Origin of the sequence: Bacillus sp. EB106-08-02-XG196 (genome assembly GCF_013396335.1) — a bacterium.
GTDB lineage: Bacteria > Bacillota > Bacilli > Bacillales > Cytobacillaceae > Neobacillus.
In genome coordinates, this window is sequence record NZ_JABWSY010000009.1 from 79,361 (window position 1) to 94,844 (window position 15,484).

General features: G+C 38.3%; 18 protein-coding genes. 4 read left to right on the top strand and 14 right to left on the bottom strand.

The features are described from left to right. Positions 1-36: 36 nt before the first annotated feature. On the bottom strand, positions 37-1,041 hold the full coding sequence (locus MLOOGBEN_RS15135) for an ABC transporter substrate-binding protein (RefSeq protein ID WP_179159102.1): 1,005 nt from the start codon (positions 1,039-1,041) through the stop codon (positions 37-39). Between the two features lie 401 nt (positions 1,042-1,442). Here MLOOGBEN_RS15135 and MLOOGBEN_RS15140 point away from each other — a divergent pair, with 401 nt between their 5' ends. Next, positions 1,443-2,039: a DUF2238 domain-containing protein gene (locus tag MLOOGBEN_RS15140; RefSeq protein ID WP_179159103.1), complete on the top strand. Its 597-nt coding sequence runs from the start codon at positions 1,443-1,445 to the stop codon at positions 2,037-2,039. An 86-nt stretch (positions 2,040-2,125) separates the two neighbouring features. On the opposite strand, the gene MLOOGBEN_RS15145 is transcribed toward MLOOGBEN_RS15140, so the two are convergent. The 10 genes from MLOOGBEN_RS15145 to MLOOGBEN_RS29280 all read right to left on the bottom strand — a co-directional run bounded on the left by MLOOGBEN_RS15145 (position 2,126) and on the right by MLOOGBEN_RS29280 (position 11,748). Then, entirely contained in the window at positions 2,126-3,487 is a 1,362-nt protein-coding gene (locus tag MLOOGBEN_RS15145) for an aspartate kinase (RefSeq protein ID WP_179159104.1), read from the bottom strand. 168 nt (positions 3,488-3,655) lie between these two features. Beyond that, a complete protein-coding gene (locus MLOOGBEN_RS15150; protein ID WP_179159105.1) occupies positions 3,656-4,273 on the bottom strand; it encodes an NUDIX hydrolase in 618 nt (205 codons plus the stop codon). 134 nt (positions 4,274-4,407) lie between these two features. Next, positions 4,408-5,565 (bottom strand): homogentisate 1,2-dioxygenase, encoded by a 1,158-nt coding sequence (locus tag MLOOGBEN_RS15155; RefSeq protein WP_179159106.1) that lies wholly within the window; start codon positions 5,563-5,565, stop codon positions 4,408-4,410. 14 nt (positions 5,566-5,579) lie between these two features. Next, entirely contained in the window at positions 5,580-6,503 is a 924-nt protein-coding gene (locus MLOOGBEN_RS15160; protein ID WP_179159107.1) for a fumarylacetoacetate hydrolase family protein, read from the bottom strand. A gap of 15 nt (positions 6,504-6,518) precedes the next feature. After that, on the bottom strand, positions 6,519-7,127 hold the full coding sequence (locus tag MLOOGBEN_RS15165; RefSeq protein ID WP_179159108.1) for a flavin reductase family protein: 609 nt from the start codon (positions 7,125-7,127) through the stop codon (positions 6,519-6,521). An 82-nt stretch (positions 7,128-7,209) separates the two neighbouring features. Beyond that, on the bottom strand, positions 7,210-8,325 hold the full coding sequence (gene hppD, locus MLOOGBEN_RS15170) for a 4-hydroxyphenylpyruvate dioxygenase (RefSeq protein WP_179159109.1): 1,116 nt from the start codon (positions 8,323-8,325) through the stop codon (positions 7,210-7,212). Positions 8,326-8,492: 167 nt separating this feature from the next. Beyond that, positions 8,493-9,287 (bottom strand): ABC transporter ATP-binding protein, encoded by a 795-nt coding sequence (locus MLOOGBEN_RS15175; RefSeq protein WP_179159110.1) that lies wholly within the window; start codon positions 9,285-9,287, stop codon positions 8,493-8,495. Beyond that, entirely contained in the window at positions 9,262-10,293 is a 1,032-nt protein-coding gene (locus tag MLOOGBEN_RS15180; protein WP_179159111.1) for an ABC transporter permease, read from the bottom strand. Before MLOOGBEN_RS15180 ends, MLOOGBEN_RS15175 begins: the two co-directional genes overlap by 26 nt. 107 nt (positions 10,294-10,400) lie before the next feature. Beyond that, entirely contained in the window at positions 10,401-11,396 is a 996-nt protein-coding gene (locus MLOOGBEN_RS15185) for an ABC transporter substrate-binding protein (protein WP_179159112.1), read from the bottom strand. 217 nt (positions 11,397-11,613) lie between these two features. Then, positions 11,614-11,748: a hypothetical protein gene (locus MLOOGBEN_RS29280; protein ID WP_256989115.1), complete on the bottom strand. Its 135-nt coding sequence runs from the start codon at positions 11,746-11,748 to the stop codon at positions 11,614-11,616. A gap of 224 nt (positions 11,749-11,972) precedes the next feature. Between MLOOGBEN_RS29280 and MLOOGBEN_RS15190 the strand changes: the two genes are divergently transcribed. From MLOOGBEN_RS15190 to MLOOGBEN_RS15200, 3 genes are all read left to right on the top strand, one after another. After that, positions 11,973-12,521, top strand: coding sequence for a cupredoxin domain-containing protein (locus tag MLOOGBEN_RS15190; protein ID WP_179159113.1), 549 nt, complete (start codon positions 11,973-11,975; stop codon positions 12,519-12,521). Continuing rightward, positions 12,511-13,977 carry a cbb3-type cytochrome c oxidase subunit I gene (locus tag MLOOGBEN_RS15195; RefSeq protein WP_179159114.1) on the top strand — a complete coding sequence of 489 codons (1,467 nt, stop codon included), beginning with the start codon at positions 12,511-12,513 and terminating at the stop codon, positions 13,975-13,977. Before MLOOGBEN_RS15190 ends, MLOOGBEN_RS15195 begins: the two co-directional genes overlap by 11 nt. A 78-nt stretch (positions 13,978-14,055) precedes the next feature. Next, on the top strand, positions 14,056-14,319 hold the full coding sequence (locus tag MLOOGBEN_RS15200) for a hypothetical protein (RefSeq protein WP_179159115.1): 264 nt from the start codon (positions 14,056-14,058) through the stop codon (positions 14,317-14,319). Between the two features lie 47 nt (positions 14,320-14,366). Here the strand turns inward: MLOOGBEN_RS15200 and mnhG are convergent, their stop codons facing one another. From mnhG to MLOOGBEN_RS15215, 3 genes are read right to left on the bottom strand one after another with little or no spacing between them, the layout of a single operon-like run. Next, positions 14,367-14,735 (bottom strand): monovalent cation/H(+) antiporter subunit G, encoded by a 369-nt coding sequence (gene mnhG / locus MLOOGBEN_RS15205; protein ID WP_095249674.1) that lies wholly within the window; start codon positions 14,733-14,735, stop codon positions 14,367-14,369. Continuing rightward, complete coding sequence (locus tag MLOOGBEN_RS15210) at positions 14,719-15,003, bottom strand: Na(+)/H(+) antiporter subunit F1 (protein ID WP_179159116.1); 285 nt, start codon at positions 15,001-15,003, stop codon at positions 14,719-14,721. The genes mnhG and MLOOGBEN_RS15210 overlap by 17 nt, the downstream gene beginning before the upstream one ends. Continuing rightward, complete coding sequence (locus MLOOGBEN_RS15215; protein ID WP_179159117.1) at positions 15,003-15,479, bottom strand: Na+/H+ antiporter subunit E; 477 nt, start codon at positions 15,477-15,479, stop codon at positions 15,003-15,005. Before MLOOGBEN_RS15215 ends, MLOOGBEN_RS15210 begins: the two co-directional genes overlap by 1 nt. Positions 15,480-15,484: the final 5 nt, after the last annotated feature.

Below are 15,484 nucleotides of genomic sequence, written 5' to 3' on the forward strand. Positions count from 1 at the left end.
TATTTATAAATGCGAGGACAAATGTCCCCGCACTACTTATTCAGATGGCAATAAAGATGTATCAATTAAATCATCGAGGTCAATCTTTTTATCAATCCATTTATCTTTTAGCATAAGTTCCTGAACTTTCTCCCAACCATCCCTATTAATATAAGCAGAACGGTTATTATCGGTCATGTTCACATAAATATTAGGGTCAGCTTGGACCTTTTTCGTGTTATCAACTATCTTCTGTCTCGCTTCTTTACCGTTTTCATGGTAATACTTTACGATATTTGCGTAGTCAGTTAAGAAATCTTTTACTGCTTGTTTATTTTCCTTGATAAAGTCGGGGTGCATAAACATTACTAGGAAGTCTTCGTCAAATGGAACTCCAGTTTTCGAGGTAAAAATGGTTTTAAACTCTCCACTTTCTTCCGCTGCAGCACCAAATGGCTGTGGAAACATCCCTAAATCAATTTTTTTAGATTTGACTGCTTCAGTCATGGCTGGAATCGGAGTTATTGCATATTTCACATCTTTATCCGGATCTAAACCAGCAGATCTCAAGGCACTTCGAACCCACATATCGGTTGGAGATTTAAAATCAGAAAGCCCGATTGTTCTCCCTTTAAGGTCCTTAATGTCATTAATTTCCGAATCTTTTAATGTCATGAATGCAGAGTTGAAACCTATATCAGGTGTATCTTTTGATACAACAGCTACCACTTTCATCTTAATCCCTTGAGAGCTCGATAGAATTGCCGCCCCTTGTCCTAATGTTCCCCCATCAATTTGATCTGCTTGATAAGCATTTAATCTATCTGCATTCGCTCTAAATTGAGAGAGATTAAGTTTATATGTTTTCCCAAGATTTTTAGCCAATGAAGGATCTGCTTCAAATAGCCAAATTGGTTCTTCCGTTGCAAAGCCACCGCCAAAGTTAATTTCTACAACTCCACCGTCTTTCTTTTCTGCGTCCCCAGAAGACTTTTCCCCGGAACACGCTGCAAGCATGAAGGCTAGTGTGATTAGACCGAAAAATAATAAGTACTTTTTCACAAAGAACAACTCCCATTCATTCTCGAATTGTTAAAACCCTTGATATCCCCCTACTAATTCCATCCCATTTGTTCCAATTTCATATAAACATGAAAAGCAAAAAAACTAGAGGTATTTCACTATCACTCCCCTTTAATGTTTTATATACAAAAACAAGTTTTGTTATATATACATTGTAATAACAGTTGGAATAGTAGTCAATCAATTTATTTGAAAATATATAATTTTCAGTCAACCGTAAACAAGAAAAAAGTCTCCAGTTTCCTGAGACTTTTCAACTTTTAAGATCCTACATATAGGTCGTATGATGAATATTTACTTTAGTTTTTGAAATCTTTGGGTGAGATTGAGTTGTAGCGGGCATAATCATAGTAATCCGTATTCTATCTGAGGTGAAAATAATGAATCGAAAGCTTGTCCTTTTGCTCAGTCTTCTCTATGTAGCTTTTATGGCATATTTATTTTTTCATTTTCGTTCAACAGAGGAATCCTTTAAATCAACCATTGCCATTGGGGGGATGGTTTGTGGAGCAGTTCCCCTTCTACTCGCCCTATTTACAAAGCTCCATTTTAATTTGCCTATTGTCATTTCCTATTTACTTTTCTTGGTCGGTTCACAATATTTCGGATCAATTCAAGGCTGGTATGGTCTTGGCTGGTGGGACACGTTTATGCATTTTCTAAGTGGAGCAATTCTTGCGTTTTCTGGAATCGCTTTATATGAAAGATTGGTTCACCGAGATGCAGAAGTGGAAATATCTCCTTGGATTATTTTCCTTTTCACCTTATCTTTTGCTGCATTTGGCGGCGTCTTATGGGAAATTTATGAATTTAGCTCTGATCAATTTTTCAATATGACGTTACAAGGCGGAGGTAATGACGATACCATGATCGATTTAATCTCAGATACCGGCGGAGGGCTGATTATTGCACTTTGGGCTGGGGTTAGAACGAAGATTAAGTTAAAGAACAAACAAGAATTTCCTCAATTAACATGAAAAGATACTTATTGCAGATATCTGAATTAATGCAGAAATGCTTAAAAAAGCAGTCTGAAAATGTAAATTTTAGACTGCTTTTTCTATTAAACGGGTACTGCTGCGAAAAATTCATCGTACAGCGCTTGAACTGCTCTTTTTTCGTCAACTTCTTTTACCCCAAACATCATACTTACCTCAGAGGAGCCTTGATTAATCATTTCAATATTAACTTCTGCCTTCGATAATGCTTTAGATGCACGCGCCATGGTACCGACATTCCGGCGCATTCCCTCACCCACGACCATAATGAGCGAAAGGCTGTGCTGAATTTTCACTTCATCCGAGTGTAACTCAGATTCAATTCTCCAGGCAATTTCATTTTCCATATCGGGATCAAGCTGTGCTTCTCTTAAAATAACTGACACATCATCAATCCCAGAAGGAGTGTGTTCATAAGAAAGCCCGTATTCTTCTAAAATACTTAAAAGCCTTCGTCCAAAACCAATCTCTCTATTCATTAAGTATTTGCTGACGTAAATGCTGCAAAACCCTTTATCACTAGCAATACCTACAACAGGTCCATTCGTATTATCACGCGCATAGACAATTCTCGTTCCAGGTGCACTTGGATTGTTCGTATTCTTAATTTGAACTGGAATTCCTGCACGGAAAGCTGGTACGAGTGCTTCGTCATGTAAAACCGTAAATCCAGCATAGGATAGTTCCCGCATTTCTCGGTAGGTTAACTCTTTAATTTCCTTCGGATTATGGACTAGGTTTGGATTAACAGAAAATACCGCATCCACATCCGTAAAATTCTCATATAAAGTCGCTTTAATACCGTTGGCTAAAATGGATCCCGTTATATCGGAGCCGCTCCGTGAAAAGGTGAATACATCACCTTCTTTGCTATAGCCAAAAAACCCTGGGAAAATTATGATTCCTGGAACTTCACGAAGTGAAAATAAATTCTCATACGACTCATGTAAAACCTGTGCATTACCTGGCTCGTCACTTACAAACAGCCCTGCTTTTCCCGGATTTACATAAGTAGCTTCTACTCCCTGCTCCCTAAAGTAAGCCGCAACTAATTTAGCATGATTATCCTCACCACTCGCTTTTACAAGATCCATATAACGGTCAGGCTTACTTCTATCTCCATTTAGTCTCTCTGATAAATCGTGATGTATTTCACTAATTACATCATTCGGGAGAGCTAACTCTGCTGCAATGGAGGAATATCTTGACATAACGGCGTTAAACTTTTCCTTTGGATTACTATCTTGTAGACATTGTTCAGCGCACTCTATCAACAAGTCCGTTACCTTCTCATCCTCAGAAAACCTCTTACCTGGAGCAGACACAACCACTACTTTCCGCTCAGGATCGGACATCACAATCTGAAAAACCTTTTCGATTTGTTTTCCTGACGCTAAAGAGGATCCTCCAAACTTTACAACCTTCATCACAACATCACCTATCCCAAAAAAGTATAATTTTAATTTTATCGCTATTCAGAAAATAATCAAGTGTTTTTTCTTCCCAAAAAAGACATTTGTGTTTCTGGGGAGGACAAAAAAAGAAAAAAGTGAAATTATCAAGGATAATTTCACTTTAATTAGCCAAGGATATTTTCAATGTTTCATTATTTCAATAAAGTGTGAAAGGATTTTAGCTGTAAGTCCCCAAATCGCCTTCTCCTCATAAAGGTAAAAGTACTCATCCAATGATCTGGTCCGCCAATTATAATTTTCACCACCAACAATTAAATCAAATGGAAAGTTCTCCTCAGGTTCTACCTTAAAATGAATATGATAAATATCCGGGGAATTTTCAATAAAATAGGTTAACGGTACCGTGAAAATCTCTCCTACCTCTGCAGGATTTGGCTGGATTTTTTCGGGGCTTGCAATCATCGCTACGAAGGGATAAATCATCATTCCAAAAGGGGAAATCATGAAGTCTAGTGGATATACCTTCGATAGATTCTCATTACTTATACCTAATTCCTCAATTGTTTCACGAATTGCTGCACTTTTTTCATCTATATCCTGCGGGTCAATCCTCCCTCCTGGAAAACAAATTTCTCCAGGCTGTCTTCTCAGCTGTAGGGACCGAATCTCAAACAGGACATGAATACCATCCTCTTTTTGAATAAGTGGCACCATAACCGCAAATTTAGAAAATTTCTCGCTGCCTAAAATGGTAGGCGTATGGCTTTTTAGTTTCGATAGAATAGAGTCAAAGTTCATGATTTTCACCTCCAATGTTTAAGTCTTTATTTAATACTATCACTTACTAACAATTAAATGCTTATCATATGATTATTCCTTAAGAAAAAACAACCCAATATTCTATGATTGGATTGTTTAAAATATTTTATTCCTTATTTTTCCACCCATGAAAACATATAAGAAGGATCTTCAATCTCACTTGCCTTCTTAACCACTTTGAGTGGATGAAAGGTATCAATCATTACCGCAAGTTCAAGTGTTTCCTTTTTTCCAATACTTGCCTCTGTCTTTCCAGGATGAGGACCATGCGGAATCCCACTCGGATGAAGCGTAATGGACTCAAGCTGTACCCCTTTGCGGCTCATGAAATTACCTTTTACATAATAAAGTAATTCGTCACTATTCACATTACTATGGTAATAAGGAGCAGGGATAGCTTCAGGGTGGTAGTCAAACAATCTAGGTACAAAGGAACATACTACAAAGTTATTCCCCTCGAAGGTTTGATGAACAGGCGGCGGCTGGTGAATTCTCCCCGTAATTGGTTCAAAATCCTCGACATTAAATGCCCATGGGTACAAGTATCCATCCCAGCCAACGACATCAAGAGGATGATGTCCCAATAGATGAGAATGCAGCGTACCCCGCGATTTCGTTACTACCTCAAACTCTCCCTTTTGATCATAGGACTCTAATTTTTCAGGCCCACGAAAATCACGTTCGCAAAACGGACTGTGCTCGAGCATTTGACCATATTCATTTCGATATCTTCTAGGTGTTGTAATCTGGCTAAAGGATTCTATAAACAATAGTTTTGTTTCTTCCTGCTCATCTGGAATCATCCGATAAACGGTTCCAATTGGTATTAATAGATAATCGCCCGGTCGATAGGATATCGTTCCGAACATGGTCTCAAGCTTGCCTGAGCCATAGTGCACAAACAACATTTCATCTCCATCACCATTTCGGTAATAGCTCTTCATTGGCTCGTTAACAGCAGCTGTACCAATTAATAAATCATTATTTCCTAAAATATATTCCCGCGCTGAAAGAGCATCCCCCTTTTTGACAGTCTTATTTGTCAAAAAAAGTCGGTGCTTTAACGACTTTTGCTCCTCATAATCTGGCAAATAGCTGCCAATCAGTTCTGCTTTTAGTACTTCGGTTGGCATGTAATGGTGATAAAGAATTGATTGTGTTCCTGAGAAGCCCCGTGTACCCATTACTTGCTCACGGTAGAGACTTCCATCGTCTTTTTTAAACATCGTATGACGCTTATGAGGAATCCTTCCCATTTGCCGATAAAACATAATTTCACCTCGTTTCAATCATTCACAATTGAATTCTTTAACACTCCGAGTTTATCAATCTCGATTTCAACCACGTCACCATGCTGCAGCCAACGATGTACCTCTGTACCGAGTTCAAGGATACATCCTGTCCCAACTGTACCAGAACCTATCATCTCCCCCGGATAGAGCGTAACCCCCGCTGAGGACCTCTCAATCATTTCTCCAAACGAATAGTAGATATCCTTCATATTCCCTTCAGAAAGAAGCACACCATTAACCTTAGCCTTCATGGAAATATCAAAGCCTTTACCTGATCTTAGGCCCTCGAGTTCATCCTTGGTGATAATCCAGGGTCCAACTGAGGTTGCAAAATCCTTTCCCTTTGCTGGGCCTAATCCTACCTTCATTTCCTGTCTTTGAAGGTCCCGCGCGCTCCAATCATTAAGGATACAATAACCAAAAATATAATCCTCAGCTTTATCAGCCTTGATGTTACGCCCCTCTTTCCCTATGATGCAAGCAACCTCAAGCTCATAATCAAGCCAATTGCATTCGATTGGCTTAGAGATGTTGTCTTCAGGTCCCTTAATCGCCAGGTGATTAGAAAAATAAAAAACAGGTATTTGGTACCATTCCGGAATCATATCAAGACCTCTGTTCTCTCTGGAAGATTTTACATGCTGTTCAAAAGCATAAAAGTCACGGAAGCTTCTTGGTGCTGGCAGTGGCGCAATCAGCCTAACCTCATGTATGGGATAAACCCCTTTATCTCCGTCAGTAAGTTGTAAGAGTTGTTCAGCAGATACCATATTGTGTTCACTTTGCTCTAGAAAATCTATCAGTTTTTCAGGCAGACTTCCGCCAGTAGCTTCGCTCATATCTACAACTAGGTCAGATTCTAACATCACTCCTGATCGTACTGTCCCATCACGTTTTTCAAAGGTTACGAATCTCATAAAGTCACCTAATTTCTATTTCCTAATAATATCAAACGTTTTTCCTAATGGATTGGTATAAGTATTACCTGCCATTCTGCCAATCGGCTGAAGTTTTTCTGTATCCACTCGCCCTTTATGAAATAAATCGTCCTCTACATGAATATTTAAAACCTTACCAATAACTAGACTTCCAGCACCAGCCTGGTCACCAAAATCCAACACCTGATAGAGTTCGCACTCCAAATGCACAAGAGATTCTTTTATACGCGGTACCCTCACCACTCGACTAGGCTCTTTTGTTAACCCTGTTACCTCTAGTTCATCTACTTCAGGAGCAAATTCAACTGCGCAATCATTCATCTGCTTCGCCATACTCTCGCTAACGATATTAATTACAAATTGCTTTGTTTTTTCAATATTTAAAAGGGTATCTTTTTTTCCTCCATCACTTCCCCTTCTCATCGGTGAAAAACAGATGAGCATCGGATCAGCACAAATAGCGGTAAAGAAACTAAAGGGAGCAGCATTGGCATTACCGTTTTCATCTATGGTTGACACAAAGGCAATCGGACGAGGCAGTATCGAGCCAATTAGCAGCTTATAGGCGTCTCTCCATTCAAGCGTGTCTGGTGACACTTCCATTATTCTTGCACCTCTTTCCTATCAAACTCTTTTAAGGGAGAGGCACCCTCTCCCTTTTTCCCCTTTAAAATATTTCTAATTATTATAAATTACCTCTCCGAGCCTGTTCTCTTTCGATCGATTCAAATAAAGCTTTGAAGTTCCCTTCACCAAAACCTCGTGCACCCTTACGCTGGATAATCTCCACGAATAACGTAGGTCTATCGACAATCGGCTTAGTGAAAATCTGCAGCAGATAGCCCTCATCATCACGGTCAACTAAAATATTTAATTCACGGAGCTTCTCTATTTCTTCATCAATTTTGCCAATTCGCTGTCCCAAATCCTCGTAATAGGTACTAGGTGTATTTAAGAACTCAACCCCATTCTTTTTCAAAATAGCTACAGTCGAGACAATGTCCTCTGTTAGGATCGCAAGATGTTGTACACCAGGGCCATTATAGAATTCTAAATACTCCTGAATTTGGGATTTGCGTTTCCCCTCTGCTGGTTCATTAATCGGAAACTTAATTCTACCGCCATTATGCATGACCTTCGACATTAACGCTGAATACTCGGTGGTAATATCTTTATCTGTGAAATGCTTCATCTCTACAAATCCCATTACCTTTGCATAATATTCAACCCATTCTTCCATCCGTTCAACGTTACCAACGACATGGTCAATACCAATCAAGCCAGCATCCTCAATTGGCAAATAGACGGAATACGGATCAAATCCCGGCATAAAAACACCTTGATAATTCTTTCGTTCTACTAACGTATGGATGGTGTCTCCATATGTACCGAGAACGGCCTTTTTAATAGTCCCCTTTTCATCCTTCAACTCAAATGGAGGTATAAGGGCAATCCCTCCACGCTCCACAGCCGCGGTATAAGCCTTATCAACATCATCAACTAAAAGTGCAACGTCCTTTACACCGTCACCATGTTTTTTTACAAACTGAGCAACTCGTGTATCTTCCTTGTAGGAACCAGTGAGAACAAGACGAATATTTCGTTGCTGGAGAACATAGGAAACGGTTTCACGATTCCCTGTTTCAAGACCGGAATATGCAACAGGCTTAAACCCAAATGCGGTGCAAAAAAAGTGGCAGGCTTGCTTCGCATTATTTGTGTAAATTTCGATATAGTCAACATCCCTAACCGGGAAAAAATCGTTAGCAAGGTCTTCTGCCTTTATACGTTTTTCTTTCATTTATATTCCTCCTATTATCATTTAATTAATAATATTCAGAATATATATTACGTGATACTAACTCGTCCCATCAAGAGCGGCCGGTAAAGCAATAACGCTTTTGAGTAGTAAAGTTTTGTACAAAAAAAAAGAAACAACCCCTTTTATAAGGCTGTTTCTATATGGAGTTAGGACAAAACCGCACGGTCGCTGGCCATTTGTACACCGCGAATTCTTTTAAACTCCTCTAATAATCCTTCAATCGTTAAATTTTTCTTGTTTTCTGCATCGACTTCCAAGATGATTTGACCTTTATCCATCATAATTAACCGATTACCGAGATCAATGGCTTGCTGCATATTGTGGGTAACCATTAAGGTGGTAAGCTGGTACTTGCCAACAATTTCACGTGTTAGGTTGGTTATTAATTCGGCTCTCGATGGATCAAGCGCAGCAGTATGTTCGTCGAGAAGTAAAATGGCGGGTTCTGTGAAGGTAGCCATTAACAACGATAGTGCCTGCCGTTCTCCGCCAGATAACAATCCTACCTTTGCACTTAACCGGTTCTCTAAGCCTAGATGTAAGGATTCAAGAACCTCGCGGAAGTAATCACGTCTTTTTTTAGTGACTCCCCTATTGAAGGTTCTCGTTTTATTTCGAGAGTAAGCCATAGCAAGGTTTTCTTCAATCGTCATACTAGGAGCTGTACCTGCCATTGGGTCTTGGAAAACACGTCCGATCATTTTCGACCGTTTATATTCCGACATCGTGGTTACATTTTTACCATCAATATAGATATCACCGACATCTGGAATTAAAACTCCAGAAATAATATTCATTAAGGTCGATTTCCCTGCTCCATTACTGCCTATTACCGTAACGAAATCGCCTGGATTCAAGGTTAGATTCACATGGTCGATTGCAATTTTTTCATCAGGAGTACCTTCGTTAAAAATCTTATGAATCTGATTTAAGTGCAGCATGGTTCTCACCCTTTCGCTCAGCCGATGCTTGTAACATATTCAGCTTTTCTTGTCTTCTCTTGGCTTTGCGCTTTTTCTCTTTAGAGTGTTCAATTAATTTTGGTGCAGTTAAGGCAATGATAACAATTAATGCTGTGATTACCTTCATATCACCAGGATCTAGGAATTCCACCCTTAATGCAAGAGTAACAACAATACGGTAGATGATGGCTCCTCCGATAACCGCTAGAGTCGCCCTTGAAATCGACTTAGTACCAAATAAGGCTTCACCAATAATAACAGAGGCTAAACCGATAACAATCATTCCTATTCCCATACCCACATCCGCAAAACCACCTTGCTGTGCGATTAGGGCACCCGAAAAAGCTACTAGTGCATTGGATAATCCAAGCCCCAAGATGGTGAGGAGATTGGTATTGGCAGAGAAACTGCGAATCATCTGTTTGTTGTTTCCAGTCGCTCTTAAAGCAAGACCAATTTCCGTTTGTAAAAATAAATCTGTAAACAATTTAATTACAAAGGTAACAATAATCATAAAAATTAAAATTCCCCATGTACCAGGAAGGCTGTCTCCCAGACCAACCATCGTTAATAGACTGTTAAAGAAAGAATCTATACCCAGACTATCGAAAAAGGTACCGATTTGTGTAAAAGAAGTTTCCGTATTTAATAGCGGTATATTTGATCTTCCCATGATTCTAAGATTAATAGAATAAAGTGCAATCATCATTAAAATACCAGATAGCAAATTATTAATTTTTCCAAAAGTGTGTAGCAGCCCGGTCATACACCCTGCTGCAAATCCTGCAAATAATGCCATTACTGTGGCTAAAAACGGGTTAACCCCACCAGCAATTAAGACTGCTGATAACGCTGCTCCTGTAACAAAACTCCCATCTACCGTTAAATCCGGAAAATCCAGGATACGAAAGGAAAGATAGACGCCCAGTGCCATAATCGCGTAGATGATACCTGCTTCAAATGATCCAAATATGGCTGTAAACATTGAGATCATCCTTTCTTAAAGTCTTTGTTCTTAGTTATATAACTCCATATACAGGCATTAAGGAGTCAACCATTTTAGCGGCTGACTCCCAGCATTGCCTATGTTTATTATTCGCCTTCGTAAAACTCTCCAAGGTCTTTCCATTCCTCTTTCACTTCAAGCCCCTGTGCTTCTGCAGCTTTCTTATTAATAACAAGCGTTAAGCTGCTTGGTAATTCTACTGGAATTTCAGAAGGCTTCTTATTCCCGCTTAAAATTTCAGCAGCCATTAAACCTGATTGATATCCAATATCGAAATATTCAAAACCGCTCGCAGCAACTGCCCCTTTTTTCATTGAATCTAACTCACCCACGAACAGAGGGATCTTTTTGTCGTTTGCAACTGAAATAACGGATTCAAGAGCAGAGACAACTGTATTATCTGTAGGAATATAGATAGCATCGACACGACCAACTAATGATTCAGATGCCTGTTTCACTTCAGCAGAGGTTGAGACAGAAACCTCTACAAGCTTAGCACCTTTGCCTTCTGCAAGTTTTTTCACTTCTTCCACTTGAACTACAGAGTTTTGTTCACCTGAATTATAAATGACACCAATTGTCTTTGCTTTTACCTCATCGGTAATGAAGTTAATCGTCTTTGCTGTTCCTTCAGGATGATTATCTGTTGTACCGGTAATATTTTCACCAGGCTGGTCAAATGCCTTCACCAATCCAGCACCGACTGGGTCAGTAACCGATGTAAAGATAATTGGAATTTCCTTTGTTGCATTCAATGCACCCGTTGCACTAGGAGTTGCATTTGCAAAAATGAGATCGACTTTATCCCCAACAAAATTATTAGAGATGGTTTGGACATTTGCCGCTTCACCTTGGGCATTTTGCTCGTCAAACTCTACGTTAATGCCTTTATCTTTTAATGCCTTTTTAAATCCTTCTGTGGCCTCATCCAACGATGTATGTGATACATACTGAGAAATACCAACTTTAAATACTTTTTCCCCTTCTTTTTCCGTTCCGCCTGTGGATTCCTTACTGCCACACCCAGCAAGCATCATCATCCCTGCTAAAGCGAAGGATACTACTTTTACACGCTTTTTCATTGTTCATCCCCCTAAAACTCATTTTCTAATTTTCTAAAGATTTATTATATTATAAAAGTTATTCTAGTATTTTTTTGCCCTAAAAGCAATAGAATTACCCAAAATTATTTTTTCGCTTTAAAGCGACAAATTTCTTTGACCTACTTATTTAGATTTTTTATCAAAAATAGAAGAAGCTCCCGGTTATTCCGAGAGCTTCTTTCCTTTATTTCTCAATTTATCTTGACCAATCTTGTGTTTGAGCTAATAGTTTATCAATTTCAATCTTTTTTAATTTATTTGTGATTTTCTCAGATGTTAGATTTTCAGTAGAATCTAGTAACTTATCGATATCAATCATTGTTGTTTTCATATCTAACCTCCATTGTTTATTTACCAAAGTATTCGTACCCTAGTGGACATTATTGGGGGTTAAAAAAAAGATAGCTATAAAGAACTAGTCTCAGGAAGGATTTGTTAGGAAGGGTATGATTTATTTCACTTTTTATTCACAAATTGTAGATTAAAATGTTAATTGGAATTAAACATGTGGTTGGGGGACTACTTGTTTAATCAATTTAACTGGGGGGGATATATATGTACCAATCAATTGCATGGTACGTCACCTTATTTCTCGTTTTTCTTCTTGCTTTGGCATTTGCTATTGTGTACGGGGAATCGAGAAGATTAAGAGAATATGGACCGATACAAGAAAAGGGCTACAAAATTCGAAAATTTTATTTTCTGGGGCTGCTCGCAGTAATGGGGTTTGCTTCAGCTATGTCACTGAGCAAGCTTCCATACCATAACCAACATGCGGCTGCTAAAGAGCACGCAAAGGTTGTTGAGGTGGCTGGACTGCAATACGCATGGGAGTTCAGTGATGAAGACTTTACAGTTGGAGAAGAGATTCAATTTCGAGTAACAAGTAAAGATGTTACTCACGGATTCGGTATTTATGACCCGGAGTTAGAATTAATTGCCCAAACACAGGCAATGCCGGAATACACGAATACGCTCACGATTACGTTTGACAAACCAGGCACGTATAAAATATTATGCTTGGAATATTGCAGTGTCGGACATCACGTGATGATGAAAGACATAATTGTCAAAGCAAAAGGAGGAAATGACCATGATCACTGAAGCTCGTAGTATTAATAATAAAGGCGTTGCTTTAGCCTTAATGGTTACCTCCGTTGTTCTTGTATTAATGATGATTTTTGGAGTCATGATGTTATTAAATCAGGGGAATGTGGTAAAAATATCACCACAGTTTTTCTATAAGATTATGACCATACATGGAACAGGGATGATTGGAATTGCCGCTTTAGGAGGCAGTGCCATTATGTGGTACTTCCTATCAAAACATATCTATCTAAATTCAAAAGTATTTTTCGCTAATTTAATATTGTCTTTGATTGGGGTTGTCATGATCCTGACCGCTATTTTTGGTTTTAACTTTTCAGACGGCTGGACCTTCCTATTCCCGCTTCCAGCTTATTCAGCAAATCTATATGGTAAATTAGGTGCGTTATTATTCTTATTTGGAATGCTGGCATTAGGTATTGGGTATTTAGTAATGTACTTCTACTTAGCTGCTAGATTAACAAAAGAATATGGCGGATTGCATAAGACTCTTGGCTGGGATTATATTTTCGGAGGAAAAAAAGGCTATGGTCCTCCACCTGCTGCAGTTGCTACAACAATGGTCATCATCACGAATTCTATTGCCATTCTTGCAGGTGCTTATGTTCTGGTTGCTTCAATTTTAAATATTATCAATCCAGCGATCAGTATTGACCCAATGCTCGCTAAGCATTTAACCTATGCTTTTGGACATATTTTTGCAAACTGTACCATCTACATGGCCGTTATCGCTGTATATGAAATTCTATCGAAGTATACCCAACGTCCTTGGAAATCAAATAAGGCATTTTTGATTGCTTGGAATTGTTCTACACTGTTTACTTTAATGATTTATACACACCACTTGCTTATGGATTTTGCCGTACCAAAATGGATGTTAATTGTCGGTCAAGTTTTTTCATATGCAAACGGTCTTCCTGTTATGGTTGTTACAGCATATGGTGCGTTAATGATTGTCTACCGCTCTGCAATTAAATGGGACTTTGCATCAAGCATGATGTTTTTGGCGATGTTTGGCTGGGTTGCCGGTGCAGTACCTGCGATTATTGACTCAACCATTGTTGTCAATCATGTTATGCATAACACAAAATGGGTTCCAGGTCACTTCCATACATATATGGGGATGGGCGTCGTTGTGATGATTTTCGGATTTATGTATTATTTTAATAAAACCGAAGGAACTCAGAAACAAAATAGTTATGATAAATTTGCGATTTTCACCTATTTTATTTTCTTTACCGGTTTAGCAGGTTCATTCTTATATGCAGGAAAAATCAGTGCACCGCGTAGATGGGCCGAGCATTTGCCACAATGGACAGCTTCCGACCAAGTAGGAGCTCTTTGCGGAATATTTATTATAGCTGCTGCCGTCATCTTCACCATTCGCTTTATTGTTGGATTAAAAATGGTTGGAAGTAAATCAACACCTAAAACTCTAAAATCTGCTTCTTAAACCGGAAAAATCCATAGAGGGTTTTTATAATGGCTTAATTTTGTACAAACTAATCCTAATGGGAGGTGTTTGTACAAAATGAAAATAAAAATCGGAGTGTGTTTATCAATATTTTCACTTTTATTTTCATCAGCTTGGTTACTGCAGGCACAACTGCAAAATCATCGGGAAGTTAATGTTAATAATATGGAATTACAAATTAATAATTTGAATGTAGTTCCGATGAATAATGAAAATACTCCGATGAATACGAATTTAAACACCGAGATATCTAATGTCCAATGGAAATTATTTGAGCCCTTTAAGCCTAGGGAATATGTTCGGATTATAGGTTCTAAATAAAAATAAAAAGTGTTCCAATCAATCATTGGAACACTTTTTTTTCGATATTAATCTACAGATGACTTCTTCATTATTTTTTTATTATATTCTTTAAGGTCATCTCTTACACTTTTGTCCCAAAGTTTCACTCCTGAATTATAGGCTGCCCTGTTAATTAAATGACCTGAAATAGGAGAAGTCATAAAAAGGAAGATAATGCCTAAGATAAGCCTGGAATTAAAATGACCTTCAAGTGCATAAAAGTATAGAAAAGTTCCCAGTAGAATAGACATAACCCCTAATGTAGCAGCTTTTGAGGCGGCATGGTTCCTCGTATAAACATCAGGGAGTCTAATCACTCCAATAGTAGCAATCAGGCAAAATAGGGATCCAACTAAGATAAAAAATCCGATGAGAAAATCAATGATTACGCTCACGTTCGATAATAACCCCCTTTTCCAAATACTTAGCAAACGCCACAGTTCCGATAAAGGCAAGAATACCAATTAATAGGATGATTTCGAGAAAAGCATGAGAGCTTAAAACAATTGATATCAATGCTGTTATGGCAACAAGATTCACACCAATAGCATCTAATGCAATCACTCGGTCTGCTGTACTGGGACCTTTTATTACACGATAAATTAATCCTAGCATCGAAATAGAACAGAGTAACAAAGCTATTCGAATAATGATTTCAAGCATTAGCTGCTCACCTCCAAAATAGCCTTTTCAAAGGAATTCTTAATACTGTTAATCTCATCTTCTACTTCCCCAATATTCATCGCATGAATAAAAAGGGTTCTATTATCCTCTGAAACATCAATCACTAATGTACCTGGAGTTAAGGTAATTAAACTAGAAAGAAGTGTGATTTGCCAATCCCTCGTTAGTTCCGTGTCCATTGCAAAAATAGCTGGTCTCATATCTAATTTAGGTTTCAGAACAACTTTTACAATGGCTATATTGGACAAAATGAGTTCCTTGATAAAAATAAAAATCAGCTTTATGAAGGACCATAATCTAAATAAATAAAACCGGCTGCCAAAGGAACGCCTAAGCACGAATATAATAACGAGTCCAAAAATATAGCCTTTTATAAAACTAATGGGATCGTAGGAAACCTTAATAAACATCCATAAAAAGGCTAACACCACATTCAATAAAATTTGAAATGCCAAAACGT

Bases quoted from the DNA above. Each gene is read 5' to 3' on its own strand.
- hppD (WP_179159109.1), bottom strand. From the start codon at position 8,325: ATGAAAGAAAAACGTATAAAGGCAGAAGACCTTGCTAACGATTTTTTC.
- MLOOGBEN_RS15195 (WP_179159114.1), top strand. From the start codon at position 12,511: ATGATCACTGAAGCTCGTAGTATTAATAATAAAGGCGTTGCTTTAGCC.
- MLOOGBEN_RS15155 (WP_179159106.1), bottom strand. From the start codon at position 5,565: ATGTTTTATCGGCAAATGGGAAGGATTCCTCATAAGCGTCATACGATG.
- MLOOGBEN_RS15180 (WP_179159111.1), bottom strand. From the start codon at position 10,293: ATGTTTACAGCCATATTTGGATCATTTGAAGCAGGTATCATCTACGCG.
- MLOOGBEN_RS15160 (WP_179159107.1), bottom strand. From the start codon at position 6,503: ATGAGATTCGTAACCTTTGAAAAACGTGATGGGACAGTACGATCAGGA.
- MLOOGBEN_RS15140 (WP_179159103.1), top strand. From the start codon at position 1,443: ATGAATCGAAAGCTTGTCCTTTTGCTCAGTCTTCTCTATGTAGCTTTT.
- MLOOGBEN_RS15185 (WP_179159112.1), bottom strand. From the start codon at position 11,396: ATGAAAAAGCGTGTAAAAGTAGTATCCTTCGCTTTAGCAGGGATGATG.
- MLOOGBEN_RS29280 (WP_256989115.1), bottom strand. From the start codon at position 11,748: ATGAAAACAACAATGATTGATATCGATAAGTTACTAGATTCTACTGAA.
- MLOOGBEN_RS15190 (WP_179159113.1), top strand. From the start codon at position 11,973: ATGTACCAATCAATTGCATGGTACGTCACCTTATTTCTCGTTTTTCTT.
- MLOOGBEN_RS15210 (WP_179159116.1), bottom strand. From the start codon at position 15,003: ATGCTTGAAATCATTATTCGAATAGCTTTGTTACTCTGTTCTATTTCG.
- MLOOGBEN_RS15200 (WP_179159115.1), top strand. From the start codon at position 14,056: ATGAAAATAAAAATCGGAGTGTGTTTATCAATATTTTCACTTTTATTT.
- MLOOGBEN_RS15165 (WP_179159108.1), bottom strand. From the start codon at position 7,127: ATGGAAGTGTCACCAGACACGCTTGAATGGAGAGACGCCTATAAGCTG.
- MLOOGBEN_RS15175 (WP_179159110.1), bottom strand. From the start codon at position 9,287: ATGCTGCACTTAAATCAGATTCATAAGATTTTTAACGAAGGTACTCCT.
- MLOOGBEN_RS15145 (WP_179159104.1), bottom strand. From the start codon at position 3,487: ATGAAGGTTGTAAAGTTTGGAGGATCCTCTTTAGCGTCAGGAAAACAA.
- MLOOGBEN_RS15150 (WP_179159105.1), bottom strand. From the start codon at position 4,273: ATGAACTTTGACTCTATTCTATCGAAACTAAAAAGCCATACGCCTACC.